At 67.3% G+C, this 14,868-nt stretch carries 15 protein-coding genes and 1 pseudogene; 7 read left to right on the plus strand and 9 right to left on the minus strand.

What is annotated here, in order from left to right; genetic code table 11:
- Positions 1 to 44 precede the first annotated feature (44 nt).
- Positions 45 to 620 carry a crossover junction endodeoxyribonuclease RuvC gene (gene ruvC / locus ACWICD_RS08255; RefSeq protein WP_376125870.1) on the minus strand — a complete coding sequence of 192 codons (576 nt, stop codon included), beginning with the start codon at positions 618 to 620 and terminating at the stop codon, positions 45 to 47.
- Positions 621 to 687: 67 nt separating this feature from the next.
- Entirely contained in the window at positions 688 to 1,446 is a 759-nt protein-coding gene (locus ACWICD_RS08260; RefSeq protein ID WP_376125868.1) for a YebC/PmpR family DNA-binding transcriptional regulator, read from the minus strand.
- Between the two features lie 57 nt (positions 1,447 to 1,503).
- On the opposite strand from ACWICD_RS08260, the gene ACWICD_RS08265 reads away from it, so the two are divergent.
- Entirely contained in the window at positions 1,504 to 1,860 is a 357-nt protein-coding gene (locus ACWICD_RS08265; RefSeq protein ID WP_454139890.1) for a hypothetical protein, read from the plus strand.
- 18 nt (positions 1,861 to 1,878) lie between these two features.
- Positions 1,879 to 2,886 (plus strand): pyridoxal phosphate-dependent decarboxylase family protein, encoded by a 1,008-nt coding sequence (locus tag ACWICD_RS08270; protein ID WP_454139906.1) that lies wholly within the window; start codon positions 1,879 to 1,881, stop codon positions 2,884 to 2,886.
- A 2-nt stretch (positions 2,887 to 2,888) separates the two neighbouring features.
- Here ACWICD_RS08270 and pdxT read toward each other — a convergent pair whose 3' ends face one another.
- Positions 2,889 to 3,470, minus strand: a complete 582-nt coding sequence (pdxT, locus tag ACWICD_RS08275) for a pyridoxal 5'-phosphate synthase glutaminase subunit PdxT (protein WP_454139891.1) — start codon at positions 3,468 to 3,470, stop codon at positions 2,889 to 2,891.
- A gap of 46 nt (positions 3,471 to 3,516) precedes the next feature.
- Positions 3,517 to 4,407, minus strand: coding sequence for a pyridoxal 5'-phosphate synthase lyase subunit PdxS (gene pdxS, locus ACWICD_RS08280; protein WP_454139892.1), 891 nt, complete (start codon positions 4,405 to 4,407; stop codon positions 3,517 to 3,519).
- A 98-nt stretch (positions 4,408 to 4,505) separates the two neighbouring features.
- On the opposite strand from pdxS, the gene ACWICD_RS08285 reads away from it, so the two are divergent.
- Together ACWICD_RS08285 and pdxY are read left to right on the plus strand one after the other, a co-directional pair.
- Positions 4,506 to 5,849 carry an aminotransferase class I/II-fold pyridoxal phosphate-dependent enzyme gene (locus ACWICD_RS08285; protein ID WP_454139893.1) on the plus strand — a complete coding sequence of 448 codons (1,344 nt, stop codon included), beginning with the start codon at positions 4,506 to 4,508 and terminating at the stop codon, positions 5,847 to 5,849.
- Positions 5,850 to 5,856: 7 nt separating this feature from the next.
- A complete protein-coding gene (gene pdxY / locus ACWICD_RS08290) occupies positions 5,857 to 6,708 on the plus strand; it encodes a pyridoxal kinase PdxY (protein WP_376125855.1) in 852 nt (283 codons plus the stop codon).
- Positions 6,709 to 6,839: 131 nt separating this feature from the next.
- On the opposite strand, the gene ACWICD_RS08295 is transcribed toward pdxY, so the two are convergent.
- The 4 genes from ACWICD_RS08295 to ACWICD_RS08310 form a co-directional block, all read right to left on the minus strand.
- The gene (locus tag ACWICD_RS08295) at positions 6,840 to 7,373 is read right to left on the minus strand and encodes an HIT family protein (protein WP_454139907.1); all 534 of its coding nucleotides are present in this window, start codon (positions 7,371 to 7,373) and stop codon (positions 6,840 to 6,842) included.
- A 137-nt stretch (positions 7,374 to 7,510) separates the two neighbouring features.
- Complete coding sequence (gene thrS, locus ACWICD_RS08300) at positions 7,511 to 9,535, minus strand: threonine--tRNA ligase (protein ID WP_454139894.1); 2,025 nt, start codon at positions 9,533 to 9,535, stop codon at positions 7,511 to 7,513.
- An 83-nt stretch (positions 9,536 to 9,618) separates the two neighbouring features.
- Positions 9,619 to 10,023 (minus strand): hypothetical protein, encoded by a 405-nt coding sequence (locus ACWICD_RS08305; RefSeq protein ID WP_454139895.1) that lies wholly within the window; start codon positions 10,021 to 10,023, stop codon positions 9,619 to 9,621.
- A 159-nt stretch (positions 10,024 to 10,182) separates the two neighbouring features.
- Positions 10,183 to 11,019 carry an SDR family oxidoreductase gene (locus tag ACWICD_RS08310; RefSeq protein WP_376125846.1) on the minus strand — a complete coding sequence of 279 codons (837 nt, stop codon included), beginning with the start codon at positions 11,017 to 11,019 and terminating at the stop codon, positions 10,183 to 10,185.
- 438 nt (positions 11,020 to 11,457) lie between these two features.
- On the opposite strand from ACWICD_RS08310, the gene ACWICD_RS08315 reads away from it, so the two are divergent.
- The 3 genes from ACWICD_RS08315 (at position 11,458) to ACWICD_RS08325 (ending at position 14,040) form a co-directional block, all read left to right on the plus strand.
- Positions 11,458 to 12,492, plus strand: a complete 1,035-nt coding sequence (locus ACWICD_RS08315) for a tyrosine-type recombinase/integrase (RefSeq protein WP_454139896.1) — start codon at positions 11,458 to 11,460, stop codon at positions 12,490 to 12,492.
- A gap of 84 nt (positions 12,493 to 12,576) precedes the next feature.
- Positions 12,577 to 13,029, plus strand: coding sequence for a hypothetical protein (locus tag ACWICD_RS08320; RefSeq protein WP_454139897.1), 453 nt, complete (start codon positions 12,577 to 12,579; stop codon positions 13,027 to 13,029).
- Between the two features lie 819 nt (positions 13,030 to 13,848).
- Positions 13,849 to 14,040 (plus strand): helix-turn-helix domain-containing protein, encoded by a 192-nt coding sequence (locus tag ACWICD_RS08325; RefSeq protein WP_454139898.1) that lies wholly within the window; start codon positions 13,849 to 13,851, stop codon positions 14,038 to 14,040.
- A gap of 733 nt (positions 14,041 to 14,773) precedes the next feature.
- Here ACWICD_RS08325 and ACWICD_RS08330 read toward each other — a convergent pair.
- Positions 14,774 to 14,868, minus strand: a pseudogene (locus tag ACWICD_RS08330) (IS5/IS1182 family transposase); the annotation flags it as partial.

Below are 14,868 nucleotides of genomic sequence, written 5' to 3' on the forward strand. Positions count from 1 at the left end.
AGGCGAGCCTACGCGGGGATTCGGAGCTATGTTCGACCGACACGCTACCGCCGCGTGAGACGCTCCGCATCGGCCCAGGCGCGCTGCGCGGGCGTGAGCGGTGCCGACGGGGCCGAGGCAGGGCCTCCGCGCCAGGCGTGACAGAGGGCGAGCGCGAGGGCATCGGCGGCGTCTGCGGGCTTGGGCAGCTCGTCGAGCCGCAGGATGCGGGCCACCATGGTCTGCACCTGGCGCTTGTCGGCGCTGCCGTAGCCGGTGATGGCGGCCTTCACTTCGCTCGGGGTGTGCGTCGCGGCGGGAAGGCCCCGCTCCCCCGCCACGAGCAGCGCGATGCCGCTCGCCTGGGCCGTTCCCATCACGGTGTGCAGGTTCTGCTGCGCGAAGACGCGCTCGACCGCGATGACCGCCGGGGAATGCCGATCGACGACGCCGCGGATGCCGGCGGCGATCGCCGCGAGCCGCGTCTCGATCGGGTCGCCCGGCTGGGACCGCACGACCCCGACGTGCACGAGCGTCGCCGATCGGTCGCGCGCGACGTCGACGACACCGATGCCGCACCGCGTGAGGCCCGGGTCGATCCCGAGCACACGCAGCACGCCGCGTGCGGAAGAAGAGGTCACGGCCCTACGCTAAGCGAGCGCGCGACCTGCACCGCCCAGGCGCGCCCGAACGGCGGCATCCGCCCGATCAGTCGTCGGATTCGAGCTCGGCTTGCACCTCGGGGCTCAGATCGAAGTTGCTGAAGACGTTCTGCACGTCGTCGCTGTCTTCGAGCGCGTCGATCAGCCGGAACACCTTGCGCGCCGTGTCGGCGTCGATCTCGACCTTGAGGTTCGGAACGAACTCGATGTCGGCGGACTCGTAGTCGATGCCCGCGTCCTGCAGCGCCGTGCGCACGGTCACGAGGTCGGTCGGCTCGGTCACGACCTCGAACCCCTGCGGGTGCGGCTCGACCTCTTCGGCTCCCGCCTCGAGCACGGCGAGCATGACGTCGTCCTCGGACGTGCCTTCACCGGACACCACGATGACGCCCTTGCGCGTGAAGTTGTAGGCGACGCTGCCGGGGTCGGCCAGGTTGCCGCCGTTGCGGCTCAGCGCCGTGCGCACCTCGGCGGCGGCGCGGTTCTTGTTGTCGGTCAGACACTCGATCATGAGCGCGACGCCGTTGGGCCCGTAGCCCTCGTACATGATCGACAGGTACTCGATGGACTCGCCGCCGATGCCCGCACCGCGCTTGATGGCGCGGTCGATGTTGTCGTTGGGGACGGAGGTCTTCTTCGCCTTCTGCACGGCGTCGTACAGGGTCGGGTTGCCTGCGAGGTCAGCGCCGCCGAGTTTGGCGGCGACCTCGATGTTCTTGATGAGCTTGGCGAACGACTTGGCACGACGCGCGTCGATGACGGCTTTCTTGTGCTTGGTCGTCGCCCACTTGGAGTGGCCGGACATGCAGATGATTCTACGGGTCCCGTTGCCCGCGGCCCGAAGGGGGAGGACACTCGAGGCATGGACGACCGGGCGCATGCCCTCGAGGCGGCTCATGACGCGGCATCCCGATTCCTCGACTCGCTCGCTGAGCGGCCCGTGTGGCCGCGCGCGAGTCTCGACGACATGCTCGGTGTATTCGGCGGACCGCTCGCGGACGAGGGGCAGGATGCCGCCGAGCTCGTCGCCGATCTCGCCGAGCGGGCCGACCCCGGACTCGTCGCCATCCCGGGCGGCCGGTTCTTCGGCTTCGTGATCGGTGGGACCCTTCCCGCCGCCCTCGCGACCGACTGGCTCGTCTCGGCGTGGGACCAGAACGCCGGGTCGAGCACGATGACGACCGCGACCGTCGCGCTCGAACGCATCGCGGGCCGCTGAACATGCGAGCTCCTCGGGCTGCCGGCCGACGCGGCCGTCGGCTTCGTCACGGGAGCGCAGGTGTCGAACTTCGTCTGCCTCGCCACCGCTCAGCACGCCGTGCTGCGCCGGGCCGGGTGGGATCTGACCCGCCAGGGCCTGCGGGGTGCGCCGCCGGTCCGGCTCGTCGTCGGAGCGCAGCGCCACGGATCGGTCGACAGGGCTGCGCGATTCTGCGGCATCGGCGCCGACGAGCTCGTCGTCGTGCCCGCCGATCACGAGGGGCGGATGCTGCCGGACGGCCTCGCCGCGGCGCTGGCGAGTGGGCGCGGCATCCCCACGATCGTGTGCCTGCAGGCCGGCGAGGTGCATACGGGGGCGTTCGACCCGTTCGCGCAGCTCGTTCCGCTCGCCCGCGCCCACGGGGCGTGGGTGCACATCGACGGCGCGTTCGGTCTGTGGGCCGCCGCCTCTCCCGCCCTGCGATCGCTCACCGACGGCGTCGACGGCGCGGACTCCTGGACGACCGACGCGCACAAGACACTCAATGTGCCGTACGACTGCGGCATGGCGATCATCCGCGACCCCGCCGACGCGATCGCGATGTTCCGCACGGGCGGCGACTACCTCATGTACACGAGCCTCGACCCTTGGGACGTCAACCCCGAGCTGTCGCGCCGTGCCCGGGGCGTGCCCGCGTGGGCCGCGCTGCGCAGTCTCGGCCGTCGCGGCGTCGCCGAGCTCGTCGAGCGGCTGCACCACAACGCCGTGCGTCTCGAGGCGGGGCTGCGACGGATGCCGCGGGTCACAGTCGTCAACGAGGTGTCATACACCCAGGTGATGTTCCGCCTCGAGCACGACGACGCGACGCGGCAGCTCGGCGCGGCGATCCTCACCGACGGCACGGCGGCGCTCACCGGCGCGGAATGGGACGGGCGGGCGATGCTGCGCTGCTCGATGTCGTCGTGGGTGACGACCGACGACGACATCGACCGCACGCTCGAGGCGATCGAACGGCTCATCGAGGCGGTGCCGACCCGGGCGTGAGGTCAGCTCGCGCGCACGTGCTCGAGGAAGCGGGCGTGCAAGCGCGTCTCGCCGTTCATCTCGGGGTGGAACGAGGTGCCGAGCAATGCGCCCTGCTCGACGGCGACGACTCCCCCATCGGGCAGCGACGCGAGCACGCGCACGCGATCACCCACGTCGGTCACGAGCGGTGCGCGGATGAACGTCGCATGCACGGGCGGCCCGGCGAATCCGTCGACATCGAGTTCGGTCTCGAACGAGTCGACCTGACTGCCGAAGGCGTTGCGGGCCACGGTGATGTCGAGACCGCCGAGGCTCTGCTGACCGTCGATCGCACCCGTGATGCGGTCGGCGAGCATGATGAGGCCCGCGCACGTGCCGTACACGGGCATGCCGCTCGCGATCGCGTCGCGCAGCGGCTCGTGCAGCCCGAACGCGCGGGCGAGCTTGTCCATGACGCTGGACTCGCCGCCGGGGATCACGAGCCCGCGAACGGCGGCGAGCTCGTCGGGCCGGCGCACGCGCACGACGTCGGCCCCGAGCTCCGTCAGGACGCTGACGTGCTCGCGCACGTCACCCTGCAGCGCGAGGACGCCGACCCTCACGCGTGCCCCCGTGGATCGAGTAGGTCGCGCAGCGGCCGTATCGAGATCACCAGCCCCGCTCGGCGAGGCGGTGCGGGGCCGGCAGGTCGGTGACGTTGATGCCGACCATGGCCTCGCCCAGGCCGCGCGACACGTCCGCGACGACCTTCGCGTCGTCGAAGAACGTCGTGGCCTTCACGATCGCGGCGGCGCGCTCAGCGGGATTGCCGCTCTTGAAGATGCCCGAACCCACGAAGACGCCGTCCGCGCCGAGCTGCATCATCATGGCGGCATCCGCGGGGGTTGCGACACCACCGGCGACGAACAGCACGACGGGCAGCTGACCCGTCTCGGCGATCTCGGCCACGAGGTCGTAGGGCGCCTGCAGCTCCTTCGCCGCGACGTAGAGCTCGTCCTTCGTCATGGAGCGCAGGACGTTGATCTCGCTGGAGATGGTGCGGATGTGCTTCGTCGCCTCGGACACGTCGCCGGTTCCGGCCTCGCCCTTCGATCGGATCATCGCGGCACCCTCGTTGATGCGGCGGAGGGCCTCTCCCAGGTTGGTCGCACCGCACACGAACGGCACGTCGAAGCTCCACTTGTCGATGTGGTTGACGTAGTCGGCGGGCGAGAGCACTTCGGACTCGTCGATGTAATCGACGCCGAGCTGCTGCAGCACCTGCGCTTCGACGAAGTGCCCGATGCGGGCCTTGGCCATGACCGGGATCGAGACGGCCGCCTTTATGCCGTCGATCATGTCGGGGTCGCTCATGCGCGAGACGCCGCCCTGCGCCCGGATGTCGGCGGGCACGCGCTCGAGGGCCATGACGGCCACGGCGCCGGCGTCCTCGGCGATACGAGCCTGCTCGACGGTGACGACGTCCATGATGACGCCGCCCTTGAGCATGTCGGCGAGTCCGCGCTTGACGCGGTTGGTCCCGGTGGCGGCGGTCGACATCTGGTCCTCCTGGAATGGGCACAGCCAATCCGTTGATTGGCCTATGCCAAAACGTAGCATGATCCACCTCGTAGGATCGAGACGTCGGAAGGAGCGGCATGGACCTCGCCATCAGCGGCGGCACCGCGACCGAGATCGCCGAGAGCGTGCGCGCCCTCGTCGAACGAGGGAGCCTCCGTCCGGGCGATCCGCTCCCCCCGGTGCGCACCCTCGCCGAACGACTCGGCGTGAACCGGAACACCGCTGTCGCCGCCTACCGCCAGCTCACTCAGGCGGGGGCCATCGTGACGCGCGGCCGTGCCGGCACGCGTGTCGCGGGGGGCTCCCCCGTTGCGCAGGAGGGCTTCGCCGCCGACAGTGTGCTGCGCGATGTCGCGACGGGAAACCCCGACCCCGACCTCATCCCCGACGTGTCGTCCGCGCTCGCGCGGGTCACCGGGCGCCCGGTGCTCTACGGTGAGCCCGTCGTCGATCCCGGCCTCGAGACGTGGGCGCGCGGCTGGATGCGTGACGGCCTCGTGCGCGAGGACGACATCCGCATCACGATCACGAGCGGCGCCGCCGACGCCGTGGAACGGCTGCTCGCCCAGGCGCTCACGCGCGACGACGCGGTGGGGCTCGAGGATCCGTGCTTCCTGACGAGCATCCACACGGTGCGTCTGGGCGGCTACCGCCCCGTTCCGATCCCCGTCGACGATGAGGGCATGACGGTCGACGGGCTCCGGGCGGCCCTCGACGACGGTGTGCGGGCCATCGTCTGCACCCCGCGGGCGCAGAACCCGACGGGTGCGAGTCTGTCGGCGCAGCGCGCCGCCCAGCTGCGCGACGTGCTGGCGCGGCATCCGTATGTCCTCGTGATCGAAGACGACCACTTCTCGATGCTGTCGCGGTCGCGGTATCACTCGGTCATCGGCGGGGAGCATCGTCGGTGGGCGCTCATCCGCTCGGTGTCGAAGTTCCTCGGGCCCGATATGTGTCTGGCCGTGACGGCGTCCGACCCGGAGACGGCCGAGCGCCTCGCGATGCGTCTCACACCCGGCACGACATGGGTGAGCCACCTGCTGCAGCGCCTGACGCATGCGCTCGTGAGCGACCCGGACGTCGGTGCGGCGATCGACCGTGCCGGAGTGCATTACGCCGAGCGAAACATCGACTTCGCCCGGAGGCTGGCAGAGCACGGCGTCGTGACAGAACCGGGTGACGGACTCAACCTGTGGGTCGAGCTGCCCGTCGCCGCACGAGCCGTCGTCGAGCAGCTCATGCGTCGGGGCTGGCTCGCCCGCGCGGGCGACGAGTTCGCGCTCGCGTCGACGGGCCCGTCGCGACGGCTGCGCCTCACGGTCCATGATCTCGACGAGACGTCCGCCGACGCTCTCGCGCGAGATGTCGCGGCGGCGATCGAGGCCGCGCGCGTGGGAGCGGGTGCGCGAGAGGTGGCATGATCGTCCCGTGAAGGTGCTCTCGATTCAATCCGCCGTCGCCCACGGTCACGTCGGCAATTCGGCTGCCGTGTTCCCCTTGCAGCGCATCGGCGTCGATGTGCTGCCGGTCTACACGGTCAACTTCTCGAACCACACCGGCTACGGTGCCTGGCGCGGGCCGCTCATCTCGCCCGACGACGTGCGCGATGTCATCACCGGCATCGAGGAGCGCGGCGTGTTCTCGGGGATCGACGCCGTCCTGTCGGGATATCAGGGCAGCGAGGGCATCGCCGACGTCATCATCGACGCCGTCGCACGTGTGAAGGCGGCCAACCCCGCCGCCGTATACGCGTGCGACCCCGTCATGGGCAACGCGAAATCCGGATGCTTCGTGGCACCGGCCATCCCGGTGCTGCTGCGCGAGCGGGTCGTTCCCGTGGCCGACATCATCACGCCCAACCAGTTCGAGCTCGGGTTCCTCACCGAGTCCGAGCCCGACACGATCGAGTCGACCCTCGACGCCGTCGACGCTGCGCGCGCAATGGGGCCGTCGACCGTGCTCGTGACGAGCGTGGAGCGCCCCGACCGCGAACCCGACACGATCGAGATGCTCGTCGCGGACGACTCGGGAGCCTGGATCGTGCAGACGCCGCTGCTCCCCCTGAAGGCGAACGGATCCGGTGACGTGACGGCGGCTCTGTTCACTGCGCACTACCGGCGCGAACAGAACGCTGCCCTCGCGCTCGAGCGCACAGCATCGAGCGTCTTCGACCTGCTCTCCCTCACGCTCGAGGCGCAGGACCGCGAACTGCGGCTCGTCGAAGCCCAGGAGTTCTACGCGCACCCGCGCATGCAGTTCGCGGCACGCCAGGTGCGCTGAGCGGCGCGTCGGCTGCCGTGCCGGCGGTCAGGTGAGCTGGCGGGAGCAGGTGGTTTCTGCCAACGGATCGGCCTGCGTCGGCAGGAACGGCTGTTCTCAGCGGATGCCGCGCACTCCGCGTCGCGGCGAGCTCAGGCGTCCCAGGCCTCGGCGACGGTGCGCCGCACGTCGCCCAGCAGCTGCGGCAGGGCTTTGGTCTGGGCGATGATGGGGAAGAAGTTCGCATCGGAGCGCCAGCGCGGCACGATGTGCTGATGCAGGTGGCCTTCGACGCCGGCTCCCGCGACGTGTCCCTGGTTCATGCCGAGGTTGAAGCCGTCGCAGCGGGAGACCGAGCGCAGCACCCGCATGCCGCGCTGGGTGAGCGCGCCGATCTCGGCGACCTCTTCGGGCGTCGCCTCGTCGTAGGTCGACACGTGACGGTAGGGACACACGAGAAGGTGCCCCGAGTTGTACGGGAAGAGGTTCAGCAGCACGTAGGCGGTGCGGCCGCGCGCGACGATCAGGCCGTCTTCGTCGGTCTTGTCGGGTGCCGCGCAGAAGGGGCACACTTCGCGCAGCGGCTCGGGCCCGGCGTTGATGTACGCCATGCGGTGCGGCGTCCACAGCCGCTGGAACCCGTCCGGCGTACCCGGCAGCGCCGCGGCATCGGCGAGTCCGTCCACGCCCTCCGCCGCGCCCCGTGGCTCCGCCCCGGCGGCCCCTGAGCCCGCCGAAGGGTCGCCCCCGGTCCCGGGCTCGCCCCCGGTCCCTGAGCTCGCCGAAGGGTCGCCCCCGGTCCCTGAGCTCGCCGAAGGGTCGATCACGCCAGATCTTCCGCCGTGTTGACCAGCGTGTGCGTGTCGACGGCGTCGCGGATGCGCCGCACGGCGTCGGCGATGGGAACGCCGTTCTCCTGCGATCCGTCGCGGAATCGGAACGACACGGTGCCGGCGGAGCGGTCCTGCTCCCCCGCGATCAGCATGATCGGCACCTTCCCCGTGGTGTGGTTGCGGATCTTCTTCTGCATGCGGTCGTCGCTGCGGTCGAGTTCCGCGCGCACACCCGCGACGGCGAGCGCGGCGATGACATCCTCGAGATAGTCGGCGTAATCCTCGGCGACGGGGATGCCGACCACCTGCACGGGTGCGAGCCACACGGGGAAAGCTCCCGCGTAGTGCTCGAGCAGGATCGCGAAGAAGCGCTCGATCGATCCGAAGAGCGCACGGTGGATCATGATCGGACGCTTCTTCTGACCGTCGCGGTCGGTGTACTCGAGCTCGAAGCGCTCGGGCAGGTTCGGGTCGACCTGCACGGTCGACAGCTGCCAGGTGCGGCCGATGGCGTCCTTCGTCTTGAGGTCGATCTTGGGGCCGTAGAAGGCGGCTTCGCCGGGAACCTCGGTCAGCTTCAGGCCGCTGGCGAGGGCGACGTTGCGCAGGGCGTTCGTCGAGTACTCCCAGAACTCGTCGGTGCCGATCCACTTCTCCTTCTCGTCGTCGCGCATCGACAGTTCGAGCTCGAAGTCGTCGAGACCGAAATCGCGCAGCATCGTGATGACGAACTCGAGGACGCGGGTCGTCTCGGCTTCCAGCTGCTCCGGCGTCACGAAGAGGTGGGAGTCGTCCTGCGTGAAGCCGCGCACCCGCGTGAGACCGTGCAGGGCTCCCGAGAGCTCGTTGCGGTAGACGGTGCCGTTCTCGGCGAGCCGCATCGGCAGGTCGCGGTAGCTGCGCGCACGCTCCTTGAAGATCAGGATGTGCATGGGGCAGTTCATCGGCTTCAGGTAGTAGTCGACCCCTGCTTTGGTGATCTCGCCCGCGGCATCCCGTTCCTCGTCGAGGTGGATGGGCGGGAACATGCCCTCGCGGTAGGTGACGAGGTGGTTGGACTGCAGGAACAGGTCCTGCTTCGAGATGTGCGGCGTGTAGACGTAGGTGTAACCGCCCTCGATGTGCCGGCGGCGAGCGTGCTGCTCCATCTCGCCGCGCACGATCCCACCCCGCGGGTGCCACACCGACAGGCCCGATCCGATCTCATCCGGGAACGAGAACAGGTCGAGTTCCCTGCCGAGGCGGCGGTGGTCGCGTTTGGCGGCCTCTTCGAGGCGGTGCTGGTAGGCGCGCAGTTCGTCCTTGGTGGGCCACGCGGTGCCGTAGATGCGCTGCAGCTGCGGGTTCTTCTCGCTCCCCCGCCAGTACGCCGCCGCGATGCGGGTGAGGTCCCAGCCGTTGCCGATCATGCGGGTGCTCGGCAGGTGCGGCCCGCGGCAGAGGTCCTTCCATGCGACCTCACCGTCGCGGGTGACGTTGTCGTAGATCGTCAGTTCGCCCGCGCCGACCTCGACCGAGGCGCCCTCGACCGCACCGGCTCCGGAGCCGGTCGAAGGACTGCCCTTGAGGCCGATCAGTTCGAGTTTGAACGGTTCGTCGGCGAGTTCGGCGCGCGCTTCGTCATCGGTGACGACGCGGCGGACGAACCGCTGGCCCTCGCGCACGATGCGCTGCATCTCTTTGCTGATCGCCTTGACGTCTTCGGGCGTGAACGGCTCGTCGACGCCGAAGTCGTAGTAGAACCCGTCGGTGATGGGCGGACCGATGCCCAGGTTCGCCTGCGGGTGAAGGCGCTGCACCGCTTGTGCGAGCACGTGGGCCGTCGAGTGGCGCAGGATCGCGAGGCCGTCGGGGCTGTCGATCGTGACGGGCTCGACCTCGTCACTGTCGTGCACGACAGTGGCGAGGTCTTTCAGCTCGCCGTTGACGCGAAGCGCGACGACGGAACGGTCGGGGAACAGGGCGAAGCCGTCGGCGGGATAGACCACGTCGGACGGTGCGGCAGCGTCAGTCACAGAAACTCCAGAAGAGGGCGTGCGTAAAGGCTACCGGGCTGCGCGAAGTGATTCCGCGCAGCCCGGCAGATGAGCCGCTGTGATCAGTTGCAGAGATCGCTCATCGCCTGGCCGGCGGCCGCGACATCCCGGGAGACGCTCTGCAGCTCGGTGACCCTGTCGGCGATCGCCGTGAGGTCTCCGTCGGGGGCGCCGTCGAAGATGCGGGCGAAGTCGCCCACTTTGTTCGCGAGCGCATTCAGGGTTCGCCTGACATCGGCATTGCCGAGCGATTCGGCGGTCTCGGCGAGGTTCGTATGCAGCGCGCCGAGCTGCGCGGCGACGACCGAGAAGTTGCCCTCCGTGACATCGGTGGTGATATCGGACAGATCGGATTGCGCGGCCGAGACGGATGCGGAGGCCTGCGAGCAGGCATCCGCGACCGACTGGTCGTCCGGCCCTCCCGGGACGCCTGAGCAGCCCGCGACGGCGACGAGTCCGAGTGCCACCGCTGCGGCGGCGGCGGACCGCTTCGTGATGGTCCGGAAAATGGCTACCCCCTGTGCCGCCGCTTGGGGCCGGCGGGCTCGGTGTCGTGACGGCGGCCGTTGGCGCAGCCGCTGTGAGAGCCTAACCGGTCGGGCGCCGGACGCGGGACGCGGGGTGGGTCAGTGGATGAACACGTCACCGCTCGCGCGGACGGTGATGTCGCTGATGTTCACGCCCCACGGCTGGTTGATGACGTAGACGACGTTCTCGGCGAGTTCTTCCGGAGTGATGGCCCAGTATTCGATGCTGTCGGAGTCAGTCTTGTCCGCAGGAAGCTCGCCCTTCATGAACTTTTCGGTGCTCTCGAAGTAGTCGGCCGCATTCTGTCCCGCAAGCCCGGAGATCGCGGTGTCGTTGACGACGGCGCTGGCGAGGTTGGTGCCGGGAACGCCGGTCGGCTTGAGCGTCGTGACCTTGATCTTGCCGTGTGCTTCGATGCGCAGCGAGTCGGAGATGATCTTCACTGCTGCCTTGGTCGCGCTGTACACACCTGATCCGGGCATACCGGCGTTGCCGTAGATCGAGGAGATGTTGACGACCTGTCCGCGGCCCTGCTCGATCATCTGGTCGTAGACGGCGGCGATGCCGTTGACGACACCCTTGATGTTGATGTCGATCGACTTGTCCCAGGCCCTCCACGCAGCCTTGTGGTCGGACCAGAACGCGAGAGGCATGATGCCGGCGTTGTTGAGCATGACATCGATGCGGCCGAACTTCTCGACGGCGAACGCGGCGACGGCATCCATCTGATCCTTGTCGGTCACGTCGGCGACTTTGTACTCTGCGCTCTGGCCTTTGGCGCGAATCTCGTCGACGACCTCCTTCAGGCTGTCCTCATTGATGTCGGATGCCACGACGTGTGCACCGAGCTCTGCAGTCATGCCGGCCACGAGCTTGCCGAAGCCGCTCCCTGCCCCGGTGATGATGATGACGCGACCGTCAACGTGATTGGTCATGATGTCGACCTCCATGTGTCTCAGCGAAAATGCGTATGCATGTGAATACACTGGTGGAGGTGGAACTATTCCCGCGCCGAAAGCGGGCAAGGTTGCAACAACCAGAAAAACCCCTGATAAGTCAGGGGTTTTATCGTGGTGCGCGATACTGGGATCGAAACTGTATCAGGACTACTGGGGCGCTCTCCCGGTTTCACTGGAGTTTCGGTCTCTTTGGCGCGTGTTCTTGCGGTGCAGCTCGATCCAGTGTTAAGGTCACTGGAAACCATAAGTGGACATACGCAGCCACGAGATATTGCACGGTATTGCACGGGGAGGGAAGAGATGGGCGGTAAGGCACGCAAACGGCGGGAGCCTTTCGGCGCTATCCGACAGCTCCCCTCGAAGCGCTATCAGGCGTCCTACGTCGGACCGGATGGGAATCGGTATGCGGCGCCCATGACTTTCACCGCTCAGACCGACGCACGGGAATGGTTGGCACGCCGACGCATCGAGATTGCGGACGGCGTGTGGCAGGCTCGTGCGGCCGCTGACGCACAGTCCGCGAAGCAGTCGAAGGGTGAAACCTTCGCTGAGTACGCGGAGCAGTGGATCTCAAACCGCACGAACCGCCACGGTGATCACCTGCGGCCCCGCACCGCCGCGGAGTACCGGCGACTTGTTAAAGGCCCGCTTGCACTGTTCGGCGAAATGCGCCTCAACGCGATCACGGCTGAGGCTGTCGACGTCTGGTTCTCGGATCTGATCCGTTCCGGGACGAAGACTCAGGCGGCTCGAGCCTACGAACTGCTCAAGTCGATCATGACAACGGCGGTTAAGAGGGGTCGTGCGCAGTCGAACCCGTGCGACATCCAGGGCGCCGCATCTGCGTCGAGCGGCCGGAAGACTGAACCGCCGACCGCAGCCGAGTTGCAGAAGATTGTCAACACGATTACTCCTCGATTCAAAGCGGCTGTAGTGATCGCGGCATGGTCGGGTGTTCGGTACGGCGAGCTCACTGAGTTGCGTCGCAGGGATCTCACGAAGCTCGAGGACGTCTATGTTGTGTCTGTCGATCGCGCGGTCACGCATGTTGCGGGTCAAGGCTTCGGGGTTGGCCCGACGAAGTCTGAGGCCGGCGTGCGAAACATCGTGCTCCCCCCGCATGTCACGGCAGTTGTCGATGAGCATCTGACGACGCACGCGGGCCGGTTCCCCGAATCCCTACTGTTCCCCGCAACGGACGGTGTTTCACATCTAGCGCAGAGTGCGTTCTGGAAGCACTGGAACCCCGCCAGGAAGGCCGCTGGACGCCCGGACATGCCGTGGCACGCGCTCCGTCATTACGGCGCTACACGGGCCGCTCTGGCGGGTGCGACGTTGAAGGAATTGCAGACTCGCCTAGGCCACTCGACGGTGGCCGCTGCGATGCGTTACCAGCACACCGCTGGTCGCGATGAAGAGCTTGCGAGGCGGATGTCCGATCTTGCATGAGGTGTTGCATCCGCAACACCTGACGAAGACGCCCCCGCCGTGCGCGAACACGGCGAGGGCGACCCAGAAGGGAAGCAACCCCTAATGAGCATTATCGATTCTACCGAGGTCAACCCGCGCCCCGCGAAGAGAACTGCTGCACCCCCGGAGGACTGGACGTGGGCGATCGAACCGGGCGACACCGTCGACGCCGTGGCCGTGCGCGCCTCGGCACTCAAGGTCGATCTGACGTTCCTCATCGACTTCGACCACACCCGAGAAGCGCTTGCGACCGGCGAACTGCCGGAATGGGCGCACACCTTCGAGGCGGTCGAGGCGACGAAGGACTCCAGCCCTGAGATCTGGCTCGACGGCGACTACGGACCCGTCAACATAGGGATCTCCCTCGTCTACGGCCGCTACTGCCGCGGCACGTCTCGGGGCATCTCTGTGGCGATCGACGGGCACCCGCTCGGCGAGATGACCTCGCAGCAGTTGAGGGCCCTCGCCACGAACGTCGAGCACGCGGCGGACGCGATCGACCGGAGCACGTCGTGATCTGGCCGGCGACGGTTCAGAAGTGCGCCGGCTGCGAAGCTACGCCCGGTGACAACGACCATTGCGTCATTGACGGGGCGCGTCATGAGTGGCACGAGTGCGGCAACCATCTACGGACGAACTTCACGCACACGAACTGCACGTTTAGCGAACAGGACACAGGGTCCACAGGGACCCCCTAACCTGTTTCACGAGCACGAAAAGAGCATCAGCAGATAGACCGGTTAGGGGGCGAGGGCTACGGCCCTGCCCCCGCGCCCGGAGGGGAACACATAGTGACAGACATCGCTGCACTCGACGCAGACTTCCATGCCCGCATGGGCGCTTTCGCGCACCAGATCCTCGTCCGCGTCGTGTGCACTCATGCGGGGAGGGGCTTTGACGGGGCGCCGATAGTGATCGTCGCTTATCTCGATGACCACACCCTGGTCCCGCACTACGCGTACTGGCGGGAAGATGTATCGGAAGTCGGAGGGAGGGTCGAGGTGATCGCCCAAATGCGTGGGTCCGTAGCCGCCGTTGATCGACCCGGGGACCCCCACATACGGCAAGTGCTTACTTGTGGATGCGGAATCGTCGTACCGCTGAGGGGGAGCGACATAGAACGACTCGCGGAGCTTTCGAGCGCGCGCGGAGAGTCGATCCTCGAACTCAAAGCGTTGCCCCAACTCGTTAGGGCACTGCGCGACACGCCGTAGTTCCCCCCTTGTCCCCTTGTGGGCGATCTGATATAGTTGTGTTGCCCCCTTCTGGCGGGGCCTAAGTTCTCCGGACGCCTTCCGGTGCGTGTTCAAACACGCCCATCGGAAGGCGTTTCTTATGGAAACTGTCGATATCTCGGTCGACCTCACTGTTGAACAAGCAGCGCAGGCCAAACAGGTCAGCACCAAGACAATCAGGCGCGCGATAGCCCGCGGAGAGCTCGAAGCACGACGCTACGGGCCGCGACTCATTCGCATCTCCGCATCGAGCCTCGCCCTTTGGGGCAAGCCTCTGGCGGTGGTCGCTTGAATGGGAAAAGCCGCCCTGAGGCGGCTCCCGTAGATCCTGCTGTGGCGGCTGGGAATCTTCCCCCCAATAGTACACATATCTGGGATGTTTTCGCTGGTGAAGGCGGATGCTGATGGGTGCCGGCCTGGTCAAGGCCGCATACCTGGCGGCGTCGAAATGTGGCCTCGGTCACGCACCAATGCGCATCTACGCGTTCATGGCCGTGACCGCTCTGGATGCGGCTCCCTGCCCGAGCTTCTACGCGGGCCGCAACTCTCTTACGGCCGCGCTGGGCAAGCCCGCCAATGACGCCGGGTACCGCGCAGTTGGACGAGCAACTGAATCGCTGACCCGTGCCGGTCTCATCCGAACGCACTCCGCAGCGCCAGGGCGCAACGCACGTTACGACCTTCTCGACGGGGACGGTTCACCGCTTAAGGCGCTCCGTGACGAAGGACGCTCAACGTCTCCCGTTACGGCAACGGCGGACGTTCACCGTCCTGTGAACGCAGGACGCTCAGCGCCGAACGCAGGACGGTCAGCGTACGCAACGAAGGACGCTCACCGTCCTTCAGAGGAGAAGGAGGAGCAAAAAGGAGGAGGAAGCTCCCCCAACTGCAAGAAACACCCTCATGGAACATCAGCACCGTGCTGGGACTGCAAATCGGCTCGTGAAGCACACAAGGACGCAACAGCTACAGCCGTGATGCGAACCGTCCAACCGGGATCTGACTGCGGAACCAAGCGACATCGCCTAGGGCGTGTCTGATAATTGTCGGGTCCAGGCGATGACGGCTTGGATGAGGACCGCGGCGCGGTAGACGATGGCGTGCTTGTCGTATCGGGTCG

The sequence above is a fragment of the Microbacterium sp. NPDC055357 genome, from assembly GCF_053644835.1.